Source organism: Pseudomonas sp. TE50-2 (assembly GCF_040813665.1).
GTDB classification, from domain to species: domain Bacteria; phylum Pseudomonadota; class Gammaproteobacteria; order Pseudomonadales; family Pseudomonadaceae; genus Aquipseudomonas; species Aquipseudomonas soli.
In genome coordinates this window covers 1,989,064-2,003,159 of sequence record NZ_JBFNXN010000001.1, presented here as the reverse complement: position 1 = coordinate 2,003,159, position 14,096 = coordinate 1,989,064, and the positions used below count along the sequence as shown (strand labels likewise).

17 protein-coding genes are annotated in these 14,096 nt (G+C 62.4%); 11 read left to right on the top strand and 6 right to left on the bottom strand.

Features of this window, described 5'->3' with window-relative positions; translation table 11 throughout:
• Nucleotides 1-425: 425 nt before the first annotated feature.
• Together AAHK21_RS09190 and AAHK21_RS09185 are read left to right on the top strand one after the other, a co-directional pair.
• On the top strand, nucleotides 426-671 hold the full coding sequence (locus AAHK21_RS09190; RefSeq protein ID WP_046857050.1) for a hypothetical protein: 246 nt from the start codon (nucleotides 426-428) through the stop codon (nucleotides 669-671).
• A complete protein-coding gene (locus tag AAHK21_RS09185; RefSeq protein ID WP_367857053.1) occupies nucleotides 668-916 on the top strand; it encodes a DUF3077 domain-containing protein in 249 nt (82 codons plus the stop codon). The genes AAHK21_RS09190 and AAHK21_RS09185 overlap by 4 nt, the downstream gene beginning before the upstream one ends.
• A 186-nt stretch (nucleotides 917-1,102) precedes the next feature.
• Here AAHK21_RS09185 and AAHK21_RS09180 read toward each other — a convergent pair whose 3' ends face one another.
• Genes AAHK21_RS09180 through AAHK21_RS09170 form a run of 3 tightly spaced genes read right to left on the bottom strand, consistent with a single transcriptional unit; the run spans nucleotide 1,103 to nucleotide 4,580 of the window.
• Nucleotides 1,103-2,002 (bottom strand): hypothetical protein, encoded by a 900-nt coding sequence (locus tag AAHK21_RS09180; RefSeq protein ID WP_367857052.1) that lies wholly within the window; start codon nucleotides 2,000-2,002, stop codon nucleotides 1,103-1,105.
• 2 nt (nucleotides 2,003-2,004) lie between these two features.
• Nucleotides 2,005-3,120 carry a DUF3696 domain-containing protein gene (locus AAHK21_RS09175; RefSeq protein WP_367857051.1) on the bottom strand — a complete coding sequence of 372 codons (1,116 nt, stop codon included), beginning with the start codon at nucleotides 3,118-3,120 and terminating at the stop codon, nucleotides 2,005-2,007.
• Nucleotides 3,117-4,580 carry a DUF262 domain-containing protein gene (locus AAHK21_RS09170; RefSeq protein WP_367857050.1) on the bottom strand — a complete coding sequence of 488 codons (1,464 nt, stop codon included), beginning with the start codon at nucleotides 4,578-4,580 and terminating at the stop codon, nucleotides 3,117-3,119. The genes AAHK21_RS09175 and AAHK21_RS09170 overlap by 4 nt, the downstream gene beginning before the upstream one ends.
• 93 nt (nucleotides 4,581-4,673) lie before the next feature.
• Here AAHK21_RS09170 and AAHK21_RS09165 point away from each other — a divergent pair, with 93 nt between their 5' ends.
• The 3 genes from AAHK21_RS09165 (at nucleotide 4,674) to AAHK21_RS09155 (ending at nucleotide 6,482) form a co-directional block, all read left to right on the top strand.
• Nucleotides 4,674-5,237 (top strand): GNAT family N-acetyltransferase, encoded by a 564-nt coding sequence (locus AAHK21_RS09165; protein ID WP_052062241.1) that lies wholly within the window; start codon nucleotides 4,674-4,676, stop codon nucleotides 5,235-5,237.
• 50 nt (nucleotides 5,238-5,287) lie between these two features.
• Nucleotides 5,288-5,827 carry a hypothetical protein gene (locus AAHK21_RS09160; RefSeq protein WP_367857049.1) on the top strand — a complete coding sequence of 180 codons (540 nt, stop codon included), beginning with the start codon at nucleotides 5,288-5,290 and terminating at the stop codon, nucleotides 5,825-5,827.
• A 115-nt stretch (nucleotides 5,828-5,942) separates the two neighbouring features.
• Complete coding sequence (locus tag AAHK21_RS09155; RefSeq protein ID WP_367857048.1) at nucleotides 5,943-6,482, top strand: hypothetical protein; 540 nt, start codon at nucleotides 5,943-5,945, stop codon at nucleotides 6,480-6,482.
• Nucleotides 6,483-6,487: 5 nt separating this feature from the next.
• Here the strand turns inward: AAHK21_RS09155 and AAHK21_RS09150 are convergent, their stop codons facing one another.
• Nucleotides 6,488-6,955, bottom strand: a complete 468-nt coding sequence (locus tag AAHK21_RS09150) for a DMT family transporter (RefSeq protein ID WP_110736788.1) — start codon at nucleotides 6,953-6,955, stop codon at nucleotides 6,488-6,490.
• A 91-nt stretch (nucleotides 6,956-7,046) separates the two neighbouring features.
• Here AAHK21_RS09150 and AAHK21_RS09145 point away from each other — a divergent pair, with 91 nt between their 5' ends.
• Together AAHK21_RS09145 and AAHK21_RS09140 are read left to right on the top strand one after the other, a co-directional pair.
• The gene (locus AAHK21_RS09145) at nucleotides 7,047-7,967 is read left to right on the top strand and encodes a LysR family transcriptional regulator (protein WP_367857047.1); all 921 of its coding nucleotides are present in this window, start codon (nucleotides 7,047-7,049) and stop codon (nucleotides 7,965-7,967) included.
• Nucleotides 7,968-8,001: 34 nt separating this feature from the next.
• Nucleotides 8,002-8,388: a lysozyme inhibitor LprI family protein gene (locus AAHK21_RS09140; protein ID WP_094010239.1), complete on the top strand. Its 387-nt coding sequence runs from the start codon at nucleotides 8,002-8,004 to the stop codon at nucleotides 8,386-8,388.
• 15 nt (nucleotides 8,389-8,403) lie between these two features.
• Here the strand turns inward: AAHK21_RS09140 and mnmH are convergent, their stop codons facing one another.
• Both mnmH and selD read right to left on the bottom strand, forming a co-directional pair.
• Entirely contained in the window at nucleotides 8,404-9,516 is a 1,113-nt protein-coding gene (mnmH, locus tag AAHK21_RS09135; RefSeq protein ID WP_367857046.1) for a tRNA 2-selenouridine(34) synthase MnmH, read from the bottom strand.
• Entirely contained in the window at nucleotides 9,516-10,550 is a 1,035-nt protein-coding gene (selD, locus tag AAHK21_RS09130) for a selenide, water dikinase SelD (protein WP_367857045.1), read from the bottom strand. The genes mnmH and selD overlap by 1 nt, the downstream gene beginning before the upstream one ends.
• 130 nt (nucleotides 10,551-10,680) lie before the next feature.
• Here selD and AAHK21_RS09125 point away from each other — a divergent pair, with 130 nt between their 5' ends.
• From AAHK21_RS09125 to phnE, 4 genes are read left to right on the top strand one after another with little or no spacing between them, the layout of a single operon-like run.
• A complete protein-coding gene (locus tag AAHK21_RS09125; protein ID WP_367857044.1) occupies nucleotides 10,681-11,535 on the top strand; it encodes a putative selenate ABC transporter substrate-binding protein in 855 nt (284 codons plus the stop codon).
• Nucleotides 11,532-12,326: a phosphonate ABC transporter ATP-binding protein gene (locus tag AAHK21_RS09120; protein WP_367857043.1), complete on the top strand. Its 795-nt coding sequence runs from the start codon at nucleotides 11,532-11,534 to the stop codon at nucleotides 12,324-12,326. The genes AAHK21_RS09125 and AAHK21_RS09120 overlap by 4 nt, the downstream gene beginning before the upstream one ends.
• On the top strand, nucleotides 12,320-13,147 hold the full coding sequence (locus tag AAHK21_RS09115; protein WP_367857042.1) for a PhnE/PtxC family ABC transporter permease: 828 nt from the start codon (nucleotides 12,320-12,322) through the stop codon (nucleotides 13,145-13,147). The genes AAHK21_RS09120 and AAHK21_RS09115 overlap by 7 nt, the downstream gene beginning before the upstream one ends.
• Nucleotides 13,144-13,911 (top strand): phosphonate ABC transporter, permease protein PhnE, encoded by a 768-nt coding sequence (gene phnE, locus AAHK21_RS09110; RefSeq protein ID WP_367857041.1) that lies wholly within the window; start codon nucleotides 13,144-13,146, stop codon nucleotides 13,909-13,911. The genes AAHK21_RS09115 and phnE overlap by 4 nt, the downstream gene beginning before the upstream one ends.
• The last annotated feature ends 185 nt before the right edge of the window (nucleotides 13,912-14,096 follow it).

The following is a 14,096-nucleotide window of genomic DNA, read 5'->3' as shown; positions in this document are numbered from 1 at the left end:
TCGCATCCGGGGCCGCTACGCTGCCCATCGCGGGGCAAGCCCGCTGCCACGAGAACGTCAAGTCTCGTGGCAGCGGGCTTGCCCCGCGATACGTTTCTGCATGCGTAAGATTTTTCCGAAATTGAAACCAAATCCTTCAGCCAGCCAGCGCTTCGGACCTATCCTACGTGCCTGCCGGAAGGCTCTGAATTGGCCGGGAAATACATCAGGGGTACCGTCTCTGGGTCGTCACATTTGGCGACCCGGGTGTGAGAAGCCCGTCCATGTCCAGATCCAGGTTGCCTGTTATGGCAGCCGTGCGCGCGCAGACTTCGGTCTGGCCGTGGTGTCTGGACACGGTCTTCTCACCTCGCGTACGGCTGCCACCCTTGTCTGTGAGAAGGATGCTGGTGGTTGCTCTAGAAACCCTTTCCAGAGTAACAACTATGAAAAAACTAGTACCTGATCCACCCTATCCAATCCCCTTCGTCACCATCATCAGCGACCTCGACCCCGAGGAAGCCATGGCCCACGCCAACAAGCTGATGCACACCCTCAGCGACACCGTCCACGCCTACACCGTCTGCCAGCGCGACGCGCGCCTTGACGTGATGATGGACAGCGTCGAGATCCTCGGCCAACTGGTCATCTCGCTGGTCCGCCACGCCCGGGCCAAGGGGGCGCCGGTATGAGCGACGACTTCAAGCCCGGCCCGACCCGGGGCAAGACCACCTGTCTCGAGATCTTCTGTATCCAGCCCGGCATCCCGTTCGACCACGCCTTCAGCGACCTGTCGGTGCTGCTCGGCTGCGTGGCGCATTTCACCACCGAGGCCGAGATGGAGGGGGACCTCATGGCTGCCAGTGCGGCGCGGATCCTCAGCGGGCTGGCCAAGGGGCTGATCGATGACATGGAACTGGGGTTGAATCAGCAGTAGTGACCTGTAAGAAACTAGCGTGGACAGTGCGGGTGAGGGGGGCGACTCCGCATCCGCCTGTAACTTCTGCCAGGCTTGGCCTACTGATAGGGATGGATGCCAGGCATGAGGTCGCAAGTAGAACGCAGATAAGAAAAAAACGGCGGTCGGGGTTCTAATAGGCACAAATCCCTTGGTGTACGAGAATTAAAGCTTCTCTCCGATATGAGCGATTTCAATTGTACGATTGGTAGTGTTACACCAGAAATGGATGCGTCCAGCGCCTGGGGTGTATCTAGCATGCAGATCGAAGAGTTGCTCGCCACTGCTTGCACTATCAAAGTAGCAGAGGCTTCTTCGTTGCTCGTACTCGGGTGTAACTTTGCTGGAGAATGTAGGGAGTGCTGAGTTGGCTGGCCAGTTTTTTGCTGCAATTTCTAATTGCCAGAGCCGCTCGTTGACAGGGGCAAGTGCCAAAGAACCATTTTGCAGATCAATCAGCTGTTGCCGCGTTCGTGGAAGGAAGTGAAGTGTAGGGAAATATTCTTCGCGATTATCCCATAACGCTTGGCCATTGGTAGCGAGAACAAGAGGCACTGTTCGCAGCCAGGCAAGAAGTTCTGCAATGTGAGCGCTCGAGGCCACGTGCTTGACGGACGCTGGCGAATTCTTGATTTCGCCGTCCTGGTCAAGCTCTCGACAAATCAGGTCGATGGTGTGCCGGCCCCAGTGCTCGCCTTCAAAACTGACGGCCAAGGCTTCCAGCGCGTGTGCCAAGCCCAGCCCTATGCATTGGGTACCCTCATATTCATAGTCAACCGACAGATCATGAATGGCGTCAGCCATGTCAAATGCACGGTTATCCAAGCCTCTCAAAAATTGCCATTCCTCACGCGTGCTTGCATCTGCGCGCAAGGTCGAAAGGGTTCGGTGGCTGCCCAGACTGATCGACGGGAGCGCTGAAGCGGTATGCAGTTCAAGTGCGGGACGAATCTTTTTGAGCTCTTTCAGTACGCCAATGAGTACACGTACTGTCGCTCTGGCTTGTGCATCTGAAAGCTGATCAGTTGGGTGGGAAAGCTCATTGAGTACCGTTATAAGTCTCATCGTTAGTCCAGAATCCTGTCCAGGGCTTTGTCCCACTGATCGAAGAAACCGTCTGGCCATTCGCTCAGCCGACCACTTGGGGAGATCTCGGGGCGCGAGTGAATGGGTTGGGACGCTGCATCGGCTCGGTTGAAAAAATTGAGGCCGACAGCTGTGTTCGGAATAACGCCCTCTTTCACGGCAATCCGTATGCCGTTTAGCACGTGATCACTATGGGTCTCAACCAGTACTTGTACGCCGCACGCGGCTGCGCGCGCAATCAAGCCACCGATGGCAATCTGGCCCTGTGGATGAAGATGCGCTTCAGGGTTTTCCAGCATGACAAGGCTGCCTTTAGGGGAGGCGAGGCAGGCGACGATAATCGGCAGTGAATAAGTCAGGCCGAAACCGACGTTGGTCGCTCTGAAAGGGTTGTTGCCCCGTATGCCCGAAGTACTGCCGTAGCTGTACTCAAGGCGCATGAAGTCCGTCCTGGGGACCTCTTCGGTGCTCACGCGTGCGCCAGGCGATACTTCCTGCAACCAGGCGTTCACTTGGGTCAAAAGGCCGTGGGTGGAACTTGCGGAAGGATGCCTCCTGGCGCTGTCAGTGATCTGTTCATCCCTGAAAAGGCTCAGAAAGTGCGCCGTGTACTCGCCGCGGGTGCCTAAGAACTTACGCTCACTGACCGTATGGTGGGATTTCGGATAGCTGACAGCAGGACTGATACGGTCAGCTCTTAAGTATTGAAAACCCGGTTCATAGAGCCCCGGTATGGGGTTCCCTTTACGATAGGAGTGCTCCACAGGCAGTACGTCAGAGGTGCTGGAGTAACTGGTTTCGTAAATGTAGTAGTTGTCCGATGCTTTGCTATTAACCGTAAAGGAAATGGTTTCGTCATCATGTTCGTTGTGCAGGACATCGCTGCCAGTGCCCAATTCGACCAACTCTCCGTTGAGCAGCAGGCCGTGCAGGTTGGAGTAACCATTGGCATCCATGGACTGCCTAAGCAGGGCAATGGCTTGTAGGGTGGTGCTTTTGCCGCTGCCATTTTGACCGGAAAGCAGGGTCAGTGGACGAAGCTCGATACTGATGTCTTTGAAAGCCTTGAAATTGTGAATGTGGAGTTCTTTTTTCATTGGGCGTGATCATCGACAAGTTGTTGGATAGACGCGAAGCGCTTTCTTACTTTAGCCGCATCCCCCGTGCCCTGAGAGATGGAAGTGTCAAAATCTGTTTCAAGCATGAGCTTCATGAACGCTTTCTTCAGGCTGTTGGCGTTCCGTATGCAGTTTTCTCTCTGCACGTTGGTCAGCTTTGAGAACGCGACGCAGAATGTCTCGAAAAGGGCTTTGTTGATTGGGTATCTGCCATGCTTTGAATTGTACCGCTTGCGAAATGCATCGGTACTAAATACAAGTCTGGAAGTTATAAGGGCGTCCTTGAATGATTTTTCGAGTTTCGATAGCTGTTTCGCGTCAAGTGCGTTTATGGCACGCATGGCGTTGCCGAGAAAGCGGTCAAAATCTCGTTCTTTATAACGGGTAGGTGCGTCCAGTTTGAATGCAATGAAACGAAGTGCCATCTCTCTCGCACCCATTCGCTCATCGCGGATGCTGTAGTCGGTAGCACTTTTGAACTCGGCGCACTCTGCAAGGTATTTCAGAATGTCGCGTGCCCGCCCCGGGATTAGTGCATGTCTCAGTTCTTGACCTGATAGCGGGAGTCCCCCGGTATTGATTCGAGCAAAGATGTTGAACTTTACCTCTTCGGGAGTTCCGTGCTTGATAACATGTACGACCAGCTCCGTTTCTCTGAGTCGACGCTTGAGGCGGGGGGGCAAGTCTTCAAATGTGCAGTTATTGAACTCTTGGCCAAGATATTCCAGGTTTTTTAAAGTTAGCCTCGTAAAATTTTCATTGTCGGGCGAAATAAATCTTACGATCGTGCTGAGTCGCTGAATACCATCTACGATCGCCCAATTTTCTTCTTCGTCTTCGGCTGCGTACAGTGTGGGCAAAGGGATACGCAATAATAAAGATTCAATCAGCCTGCTTTGCTGTTCTTCGTTCCAGATACCGGCTCGTCTCTGGAAGTCTGGTGCCAAGTCAATGGCTTCATCTTCGATCCTGGAAAGCAGCAAGTCGATGGTCATCGTACGGGTTGTGATGTCGATGTCATCAGGATTGAAGGGCTCACCTATCGAGATGTCTTCAGGCTCGGGAGGGCGCTCAAATTCAATCCCGGCACTGTAGCCAAATGAGTTAATCTCTTCTGTGACGTTTTTTGCGGACATTCCCATACTTCTCGAATTGGCCTGCTGTGAGTATTGAGGCATGTTCCGATTCGTTAGTATCAAAGCGGGGCCGTGGGCAGGATGCTTTGATTTAGCGATATCTTCCATATTGTGCTGAACTGAATCCTCAGCAGTTGGGCGAAGCCTAGATTTATTTGCATGGTCTTGCAACAGGTCAGGGCTGTAAGCATCGACAAGGCCTACAGTACATAAGCGCAGTGTGAATGAGCATTGGGACATATGACACTGCCCAGTAGTCGAGCAGGTCGTTCGGCATTCATCCATTTGAGTCAGCAACGACATGGCGCTGCCTTGCCAGGGCGAGGCGAAGGCGTGCGCAGCAACGCACTCTGACGTTAAACTGCCATGTCCCAACCACCGGACAGGAGTCCCGGCGTGCCCGACCCCCGCAGTTTCCCCAGCGACCTGTGCCTCGACAGCCCACGCCTGCAGTTGCGCCCCATGCGTCATGGCGACGCGCAGCAGTGGCTGACCATCATGGCCGACCCCGAGGTCATGCGTTACTGGTACCACGCCCCCTGGCAGACCCTGGCCGAGGCCGAGAGCGCCCTGGCTGCCGACCGCGAGGCGTATGCCGCCGGCCAGTTGCTCAAGCTGGGCATGTACCGCCGTGACAACGGCGAGCTGATCGGCATGGTCCAGCTGTTCAACCTCGAAGAGGCCTCGCGCCGGGGCGAAATCGGCTACTGCCTGGCCAAGTCCGCCCAGGGCCGGGGCTACATGGACGAAGCGCTGACCTGCTTCATCGACTACCTGGCCCACACCCTGCACCTGCGCCGCCTGGAGGCGGAAATCGACCCGCGCAACCAGGGCTCGGCACGTACCCTGGAGCGCCAGGGCTTCGTCCTGGAGGGCACCCTGCGCGCGCGCTGGTGCGTGGCCGGCGAGCTGTCTGACTCGGGGCTTTACGGTCTGCTGCTCGAACCGCCTGTCGCCTGACGCCCGCTTGCGCTATGGTCGCGCCTTTCGCTGCTGGATGGAGCCTGCGCGTGCCTGCTTTTTATGTGATGTTCACCCTTGTGCTGTTCCTTCTTTGCCTGTGTTTCGATGGCCTGCTGATGGGCGTCGACGGGCATATGCCGGCGCTGCAGATACTGCTCATGGGCCCATGGGGCATTGCCTTCGGGTTGTACCAGTGGTTTGCCAATCCGTTGTTGGGGCTGGCGATCCTCGCCCGCCGGCGTTTTCGCTGGGTGGCGCTTGGCGCGGGCCTGATCGCCCTGGGCCTGGCGCTCAGTTGCCTGGGCATCGAGCGGCTGCCGGACAACCGCAGCTATGATTTCCTGCCGCTTACCGGTTTTGGCCCCGGCTACTACCTGTGGACACTGGCAATCCTGCTGTTCTGCCTGGGGCAGGGATGGTGGTGCCGCAAGGCGCAGACGGCGCAGGATATGCCGCGCTGGCGCTGGTTCGATGTGCTGCTGATCGCGGTGCTGACGAGCACCATCTACCTGGCGACTCAGATGCCCAGCCTGGGCGTGCAGATTCGCAGTTCCGACGAGCCAATGGAGCAGGTACAGGCAGGCTGAACTCCGGATTGGCTGCGCGGCCTTTTTGTCGGAGGGCCAGACGCGCCTTGGGTTTGGAAAGACGGCAGGGGCTGGGTTAAGGTCGCAGCTCGTCCGCTTTTACCAGGTGCCTGACTTGCCCGCTTTCTACCTGACCACAAGCCTCGCCCTGTACCTGCTGAGCCTGGCCTTCGATGGTGCCCTGACCGGCGCAGGGCGACATGTACCGGCATTGCAGATGCTGCTCTACGGCCCGTGGGGTATCGCCTTCGGCCTGTACCAGTGGTTCGCCAACCCACTGCTGGCGTTGGCGATCCTCGCCCACCGACGGCTCCGCCGCCTGGCGTTGGGGTGCGGCCTGCTGGCGCTGTATCTGGCGGCCAGCAGCTTCGCCATCACCCGCTTGCCGGACAACCAGAGCTACGCCTTCCAGGACGTAACCGGCTTTGGCGCGGGTTTCTACCTGTGGTTGCTGGCGATCCTGGTGTTTTGCATGGGGCAGCTATGGTGGTGCTGGAAGGCGCGTTCGGCAGCGGATGTACCGGGCTGGGGCTGGCTCGATGTGGCGCTGATCGCGGCCCTCAGCGTGGCGCTGTATGCCGGTACGCAAATGCCGTCATTGCGCTTCGAGCCGCACAAGGTGATCGTGCCGCCGGAGCAGCCGCGCACCTTGTGATGGCCTTACCGCGCCGTCCCCCATTGCACCACGATCATCCCGAGCACGATCATTCCCACTCCCGCGAGCCGCAGCAGGTTCACAGGTCGCTCCGGCAGGCCCATGAGGCCGAACTGGTCGATCAGCAGCGACGACAGCACCTGCCCGGCCACCACGCAGACGATGAACCCCGCCGCGCCTAGCCGTGGCGTCAGCACCAGCGCGGCGGTGATGTAGAGCACCCCGGCAACCCCGCCGAACCAGGCCCACCAGGGCGCATGGGCCAGTTGCTGCACCTGTGGCAGCGGCGCGCGCATCAGCAGCAGGGCCGGCACCAGCATCAGCAGGCTGACCAGCAACGACACCCCGGCCGCCCACAGCGGATGACCGAGCAGGCGCCCGAGCGCGGCGTTGCTGCCCGCCTGAAACGGCACGGCAGCCCCGGCGAGCAGGGCGATGAGCAAGGGGAGGGCGGCGAAGAGGCTGGCGGGCATGGTGTCTACTCCTGATCAAAACACTGGCCTCAGTCTTCGCTATGCACTTAAATGATGGAAATTCGAACTTCGCACAGTCTGTATTCGTAGCATGGATGATTTGCGCCGTATCGACCTTAATCTATTGCTGACCCTGCACGCCCTGCTCAGCGAGCAGCATGTCTCGCGTGCGGCATTGCGCCTGCACCGCAGCCAGCCGGCGGTCAGCCATGCGTTGGCGCAGTTGCGCGAGATCTTCGCCGATCCGCTGCTGGTGCGACGCGGTGGTCGCCTGCAACTGACGGCCCGCGCCGAAGCCCTGCACGCGCCGTTGCAGGAGGCTTTGCAGCAACTCGACGGATTGCTCGGCACGCCGGGCTTCGAGCCGGCGCGGGCTCGACGTACCTTTCGCCTGGCCATGTCCGACTACGGCGCCCGCGTGGTGTTGCCGTCGCTGATGGGCCTGCTGCGGCGCGAAGCACCGGGCATCGACCTGGTGGTGTCCCAGGGTAGCCGCGAGGCGATGCTCGGCCAGTTGATCGACGGCGAGGCGGACCTGGCGTTGGGCGTGTTTCCGGAGCTGCCGACGGAAATGGCCCAGCAGGTGCTGTTCGAGGAGTCCTTCGTCTGCCTGGCCGACCGCGCCAGCCTGCCGCCCCGCGGCGGCCTGGCGCTGGACCCGTGGCTGGCGCGGCCCCATGTACTGGTGGCGGTGCGTCCCGGCATCGACAACGAGATCGACCAGGCCTTGGCCACCTTGGGCGCGCGTCGGCGCATCGCCTTAACCCTGCCGCATTGGGGCGTGGCCCAAAGTGTGATTGCCGGGACCGACCTGGTGCTCACCGTGGCCCGGCGCAGCCTCGCCGGTGCTCGCCTGGACCCCGCCCTGCGCCAGTTCGCGCCGCCCCTGGCGATCTCGCCGTTCGCCTTCGCCCAGGCCTGGCACTCGCGGCGCGACGGTGATGCCGGGCACCGCTGGCTGCGGGCGCAAATCCAGGCGCTGTGCGTGAACGAAGGCGGAGCAGAATGCTAGGCTGTGCCACATTCATCTGCGAAAAGGAAAGCCCATGTTCAAGCATTGCCTGGTCGGCGCCGCGGCCCTGCTGATCGTCGCCGGCGCCCAGGCCGAGGACTATTCGCCCACCTATACCCAGTGCATGGACAAAGCCTCCAGCACCCTGGCCATGGGCGCCTGCATCCAGGCCGAGACCCAGTTGCAGGATGACCGGCTGAACCGGGTCTACAAGCAGCTGATGGCCAAGCTCGACAGCCAGCAGCAGAAGGACTTGCGCGAAGTCCAGCGCACCTGGATGAAGTACCGCGACGGCAACTGCGCGTTCCACGGCAAGTTGAGCAACGGCAGCATCTACCGCATCGAAGGCGCGATGTGCGAGATGGACATGAGCAAGGACCGGGCGGCGGAGCTGGAACGGGTGCTCAGCCCGGGGCAGTGATACGGCATCCGCGAATCAGGCGCCGCGTTGCTCACGCAGCGCCCGGGCCTTCAGGTACTCACGCACTTCCACCCCGTCTCCGGCGAATTCGATCCGTTGCGCCTTGGCCGCACGCTGGTAGGCGTACATCGGGTCGTAGTATTCCTTGAGCAGCCCTTCTATCCACCCTCGGTGCAGGCTCACGTCGCCGCTGCGCAACTGCTCGTCCAGCGCCTGGTCGAGCAACGCCGACAGCCGCTGGAAGCGCTCGCCGCCCAGGCGTTTGTAGATGTTGGTCATGCTCTGGCGCATGCGTTCGGCGAACAGCGGACCGCCGGCCTCTGCACCGTGCACGGCGATGAACTCGGCGCACAGGTTGATCACGTAGTCGCGCAGGATGCGTTCCACGCGATGCTCGAAGCTGTCTTCAAGCCACACCAGCGGATAGCGCTGCATGCCCTGGTACAACTCCAGCGGCACCGCGCAGCTGCCGACCACGCGACCTTCGTCCTCGAGCACGAACTGGGCGATGCCCCGGTCTCGTTTTTTCAGAATGTCGATGGCCAGCGCGTTCTCGAAATCGATCTGCGCCGGCTGCGCGGTGGCGCGCTTGCCGAAGCTGGAGCCGCGGTGGTTGGCATGGCCTTCCAGATCCAGCACGTTGTCCAGCTGGAGCAGCACGTCGGTCTTGCCGGTGCCGGTCAGGCCGCCCACCAGCACGAAGTCGCAGTGTTGCACCGCTTGTTGGGTGGTCTCCAGCAGCAGGGTGCGCATGGCCTTGTAGCCGCCCACCACCTTCGGATACTGGATGCCGGCTTCTTTGAGCCAGCCCTGGACGATCTGTGAGCGCAACCCGCCGCGCAAGCAGTAGAGGTAGCCATCGGGGTGAGCCTGGGTGAAGGCCGCCCAGGCGTCGAGGCGTTGCTGCTTCACCGCACCATTGACCAGCTGGTGGCCCAGGGCGATGGCGGCGGCCTGGCCCTGCTGCTTGTAGCAGGTGCCGACTTTGTGCCGCTCCTGGTCGGTCATCAGGGGGAGGTTGACCGCACCGGGGAAGGCGCCCTTGGTGAATTCGATCGGCGCGCGCATGTCCATCAGCGGCACGTTGTCGAGGAACAGCCGTTTCAGATCGGTGCAATCGGGGCGCATCAGATCACCTCGACTGCGTGGCTCTGTCGCTCGACCAGTTCGCCGATAGGCGCCAGTTCGAGGCCGAGTTCCCGGGCCACGGCGAGGAATTCGGCCTCGCCCTGTGGGCTGACTGCCACCAGCAGGCCACCGCTGGTCTGCGGATCGCACAGCAGGTGCTTCTGCTCGTCGCTCAGCGCGCCGATCTTGTGGCCGTAGCTGTCGAAGTTGCGCAAGGTGCCGCCGGGGATGCAACCCTCGGCCAGGTAGTAAGCGACGCTGGGCAGGCGCGGCACGGCGGCGAACTGCAGGCGTGCGGTGAGGCCGCTGCCTTCGGCGACTTCGACCAGGTGGCCGAGCAGGCCGAAGCCGGTGACGTCGGTCATGGCCTGCACGCCGTCGAGCTTGCCGAAGCGGCTGCCGGGGGTGTTCAGGGTGCACATCCAGTCGCGGGCCAGGCCCTGGTCCTGTTCGCGCAGCTTGGCCTTCTTCTCGGCGGTGGTGAGGATGCCGATGCCCAGCGGCTTGGTCAGGTACAGGCGGCAGCCGACGCTGGCGGTGTCGTTGCGCTTGAGGTGGCGCTTGCTTACCACGCCGGTGACGGCCAGGCCGAAGATCGGTTCCGGGGCGTCGATGGAGTGGCCACCGGCCAATGGGATCCCGGCCTCTGCGCAGACCGCGCGGCCACCGCGGATCACTTCGCGGGCGACCTCCGGCGGCAATACGTTGATCGGCCAGCCGAGGATGGCGATGGCCATCAGCGGGTCGCCACCCATGGCGTAGATATCGCTGATGGCGTTGGTGGCGGCGATGCGGCCGAAGTCGTACGGATCGTCGACGATGGGCATGAAGAAGTCGGTGGTCGAGACTACGCCGCGCTCGTCATCCAGGGCGTAGACGGCAGCGTCGTCGCGCGAGGCGTTGCCGACCCAGAGGTTCGGGTCGAGCGCCTGCGTACCGCTCTCGGCGAGGATTACATCCAGCACCTTGGGAGAAATCTTGCAGCCACAACCAGCGCCGTGGCTGTACTGTGTCAGACGAATCGGCTCGCTCATGTGCACCTCGACTTTTGCTGATGCGCGATTGTAGCAAAGCTGGCCTTTGTGCCTGCGGCTCTTATACTTCCCTCGTTTGCCCCGCGATGCGACATCGACCCATGCCCCGCTATCGAACCGGAGAATCCCCATGCTCAAACGCCCCCTGGCACTGTTTGCCGGTCTCGCGCTGTCCTGCTGCGCCGTGGTCGCCCAGGCCGCCGATGTGCTGCGCGTCAGCGCCATCCCCGACGAGGCACCGACCGAACTGCTGCGCAAGTTCAAGCCACTGGGCGAATACCTCGAGCAGCAACTGGGCATGAAGGTGCAGTTCGTACCGGTGGCCGACTACCCGGCGGTGGTCGAGTCGCTGGCCAGCGATCGCCTGGACCTGGCCTGGCTGGGGGGCTTCACCTTCGTCCAGGTGCACCTGAAGGATCCAAAGGCCACGCCGCTGGTGCAGCGTGAGCAGGATGCCAAGTTCACCAGCAAGTTCATCACCGCCAATCCGGACGTGAAGAGCCTCAAGGACCTCAAAGGCAAGACCTTCGCCTTCGGTTCGATTTCGTCCACCTCGGGCAGCCTGATGCCGCGTTACTTCATGCTCAAGAACGACAACATCAAGCCTGAGGAATACTTCAGCCGCGTCGCCTATTCCGGCGCCCACGATGCCACCGCCGCCTGGGTCCAGGCCGGCAAGGCCGATGCCGGCGTGCTCAACGCCAGCGTCTGGGACAAGCTGGTCGCCGCCGGCAAGGTCGACACCAGCAAGGTGCGGGTGTTCGCCACCACGCCGGAGTACTTCGACTACAACTGGACCGTGCGCGGCAACATGGACCCGGCGCTGAAAGAGAAGATCAAGCAGGCCTTCCTCGCCCTGGATCCGGCCAAGCCTGCGGACAAGGCGATCCTCGATCTGCAGGCCGCCAGCCGCTTCATCGAAACCAAGCCGGAGAATTACCAGGGCACCGAACAAGCCGCGCGCGAGGCCGGCCTGCTCAAGTGAGTATCCGTGTTCAGGGCGCCAGCGTGCGCCATGGCCAGGTCCAGGCCTTGAGCGCGTTGGACCTGCAAATCGGCCAGGGCGAGCGGGTGGCGATCATCGGTCCGTCCGGAGCCGGCAAGTCCAGCCTGCTGCACTTGATGGCCACTGCCGTGCCGCCCAGTGGCGGGCGTCTGGAGTTGTTGGGCGAGCAGCCCTGGGCACTGTCTGCCCGCGCTCGCCAGCGCTTGCGCGCACGGGTCGGCCTGGTGCACCAGGCACCGCCCCTGCCGCCGCGCCAGCGGGTGGTCACCGCCGTGCTGGCGGGGCGCCTGGGGCAGTGGGGCACCTTGCGCGGACTGCTCAACCTGATTCACCCCGGGGATATTCCCGGTGCTCGCGCGGCACTGGCCGAGCTGGGCATGGCTGACAAGCTGTTCGCCCAGTGCGGGCAGTTGTCGGGGGGACAGTTGCAACGGGTCGGTATCGCCCGCGCCTTGTACCAGCGACCCGAAGTGCTGCTGACCGACGAGCCGGTCTCGGCCATGGATCCGGTGCTCGCCGATCACAGCCTGGCGTTGCTCAATCGTCATGCCCTGGCCCATGGCGTGACGCTGGTCGCCAGCCTGCACGCGGTGGAGCTCGCCCTCGCGCACTTTCCGCGCATCGTCGGCATTCGCGCCGGGCAGGTGGCGTTCGATTGCCCGGCGCAAGCGGTCAGCGAAGCGATGCTCGACGCCTTGTACGCCAATGAGCAACTGACATCGCCTGTCGCCGCGACGGCGAGCCTGCAGGTGCAGATCCCGCGATGCTGAGCACTGACCAGCGCGATCCCGCTGCCTTGCCTCGTTTGCTGCTGACCCTGCTGTGCCTGGCGCTGCTGTGGCCGGGCCTGCACTTGAGCGAGCTTGACCCCGGCGTGCTGTTGCAGGCCGAGAACCGTCAACAGATGGCCGGCTTCGTCAGCGCGTTCTGGCCCCCGGCCCACGATGCCGGGTTTCTCGATTTGCTGCTCACCGCCACGGTGCAGACCCTGGCCGTGGCCACTGCGGGCATGAGCCTGGCACTGTTGCTGGCGGTACCGGCCAGCCTGCTCGCCAGCCGGGCGCTGTCGTTACGGGCAGCCTCCAGCGCCGGGCGCCTGGGGCCATGGTCCCGGGCTGCGCGCCTGCCGGTGCGCGGCGTGCTGATTTTCCTGCGCAGCGTGCCCGAGATTGTCTGGGCACTGTTGTTCGTCCGCGCCGTGGGCCTGGGCCCGACTGCCGGTGTGCTGGCCATCGCCATCACCTACAGCGGCATGCTCGGCAAGGTCTACGCGGAGATCTTCGAGTCGGTGGACCAGCGTCCCGCCCATGCCTTGCTGCAGGCCGGCAGCAGCCGCCTGTCGGCGTTTCTCTACGGCACCCTGCCCGAGGCCGCGAGCGAAGTGGTGTCCTACACCGTGTACCGCTGGGAGTGCGCGGTGCGCGCCTCGGTGGTGATGGGCTTCGTCGGTGCCGGTGGACTAGGCCAGCAGATCGATCTGTCGATGCGCATGTTCGCCGGTGCCGAGGTGGCGAGCATGCTGCTGACTTTCCTGCTGCTGGTCGTGCTGGCCGACTTGCTCAGCCGTTTCCTGCGCGGGAGGCTGGCATGAACCGGGTGATCAATGGGCTGGTGGTCGTCGCGATCCTGGCGGCGGTACTGGCGTCGTTCGCTTATCTGGAGCTGGACCTGGCAGCGGTCGTCGGCAGTGGCGGGCCGGCGCAGATGGGCGAGTACGCGGCGCGTTTCCTGCACCCGGACCTGTCGCTGGCACACCTGCGCGCGGTAGGGCAGGGCGCCTTGGAAACACTGGCGATGTCGGGGATGGGGACGCTGCTGGCGATGCTGCTCGGCCTGTTGCTGGCGCTGCCGGCCGCCGGGCGTTTCGGCTTGTCGTTGCAGGGCGCGGCGCGCCTGCTGCTCAATGCGCTGCGGGCGATTCCGGAGCTGGTCTGGGCGGCGCTGACCGTGTTGGCTGCGGGTCTGGGACCGAATGCCGGCACCCTGGCGTTGGCGCTGCATACCGCCGGGGTGTTGGGGCGGTTGTTCGCCGAGGCACTGGAGAATGCACCGCCCGAGCCTGCGGCGGCGATTCGCCTGCAGGGCGGCAGCCAGGTGGCGGCCTTCTGCTTCGGCACCTTGCCCAACCTGTGGCCGCAGTTGCTGGCGTACAGCTTGTATCGCTGGGAGAACAACATCCGCATGGCCAGCGTGCTGGGTTTCGTGGGGGCGGGTGGGCTGGGGCAGATGCTCTACGCGACCCTGAGCCTGTTCCAGGAGGCCCAGGCCAGCACGGTGATCATCGCCATGCTGGTGCTGGTGTTGCTGGTGGATGCCCTGAGCGATGTGTTGCGCCAGCGTTTCGTGCGCGCCTGAGGGCATTGCGCGGCACCTGATCCTTGACTGTAGTCCTGCTCCGGGCCCGCGCCAAGCCCTGTTCGTCAATCCGAAAAATAAACTTCACCTGAGCGTAAAAAGACTTTTTTCGGTCATGGTTTTTGCGGTATCAAGGAACCAGACAGCCGAACCCTGCAGCACAGGTGGCGTCATCCACGCCCTCC

What these genes read in the sequence shown, in the direction of transcription:
- AAHK21_RS09190 (WP_046857050.1), top strand. Translation starts at nt 426, where the DNA reads ATGAAAAAACTAGTACCTGATCCACCCTATCCAATCCCCTTCGTCACC.
- AAHK21_RS09185 (WP_367857053.1), top strand. Translation starts at nt 668, where the DNA reads ATGAGCGACGACTTCAAGCCCGGCCCGACCCGGGGCAAGACCACCTGT.
- AAHK21_RS09180 (WP_367857052.1), bottom strand. Translation starts at nt 2,002, where the DNA reads ATGAGACTTATAACGGTACTCAATGAGCTTTCCCACCCAACTGATCAG.
- AAHK21_RS09175 (WP_367857051.1), bottom strand. Translation starts at nt 3,120, where the DNA reads ATGAAAAAAGAACTCCACATTCACAATTTCAAGGCTTTCAAAGACATC.
- AAHK21_RS09170 (WP_367857050.1), bottom strand. Translation starts at nt 4,580, where the DNA reads ATGTCGTTGCTGACTCAAATGGATGAATGCCGAACGACCTGCTCGACT.
- AAHK21_RS09150 (WP_110736788.1), bottom strand. Translation starts at nt 6,955, where the DNA reads ATGCCCGCCAGCCTCTTCGCCGCCCTCCCCTTGCTCATCGCCCTGCTC.
- AAHK21_RS09145 (WP_367857047.1), top strand. Translation starts at nt 7,047, where the DNA reads ATGGATGATTTGCGCCGTATCGACCTTAATCTATTGCTGACCCTGCAC.
- AAHK21_RS09140 (WP_094010239.1), top strand. Translation starts at nt 8,002, where the DNA reads ATGTTCAAGCATTGCCTGGTCGGCGCCGCGGCCCTGCTGATCGTCGCC.
- mnmH (WP_367857046.1), bottom strand. Translation starts at nt 9,516, where the DNA reads ATGCGCCCCGATTGCACCGATCTGAAACGGCTGTTCCTCGACAACGTG.
- selD (WP_367857045.1), bottom strand. Translation starts at nt 10,550, where the DNA reads ATGAGCGAGCCGATTCGTCTGACACAGTACAGCCACGGCGCTGGTTGT.
- AAHK21_RS09125 (WP_367857044.1), top strand. Translation starts at nt 10,681, where the DNA reads ATGCTCAAACGCCCCCTGGCACTGTTTGCCGGTCTCGCGCTGTCCTGC.
- AAHK21_RS09115 (WP_367857042.1), top strand. Translation starts at nt 12,320, where the DNA reads ATGCTGAGCACTGACCAGCGCGATCCCGCTGCCTTGCCTCGTTTGCTG.
- phnE (WP_367857041.1), top strand. Translation starts at nt 13,144, where the DNA reads ATGAACCGGGTGATCAATGGGCTGGTGGTCGTCGCGATCCTGGCGGCG.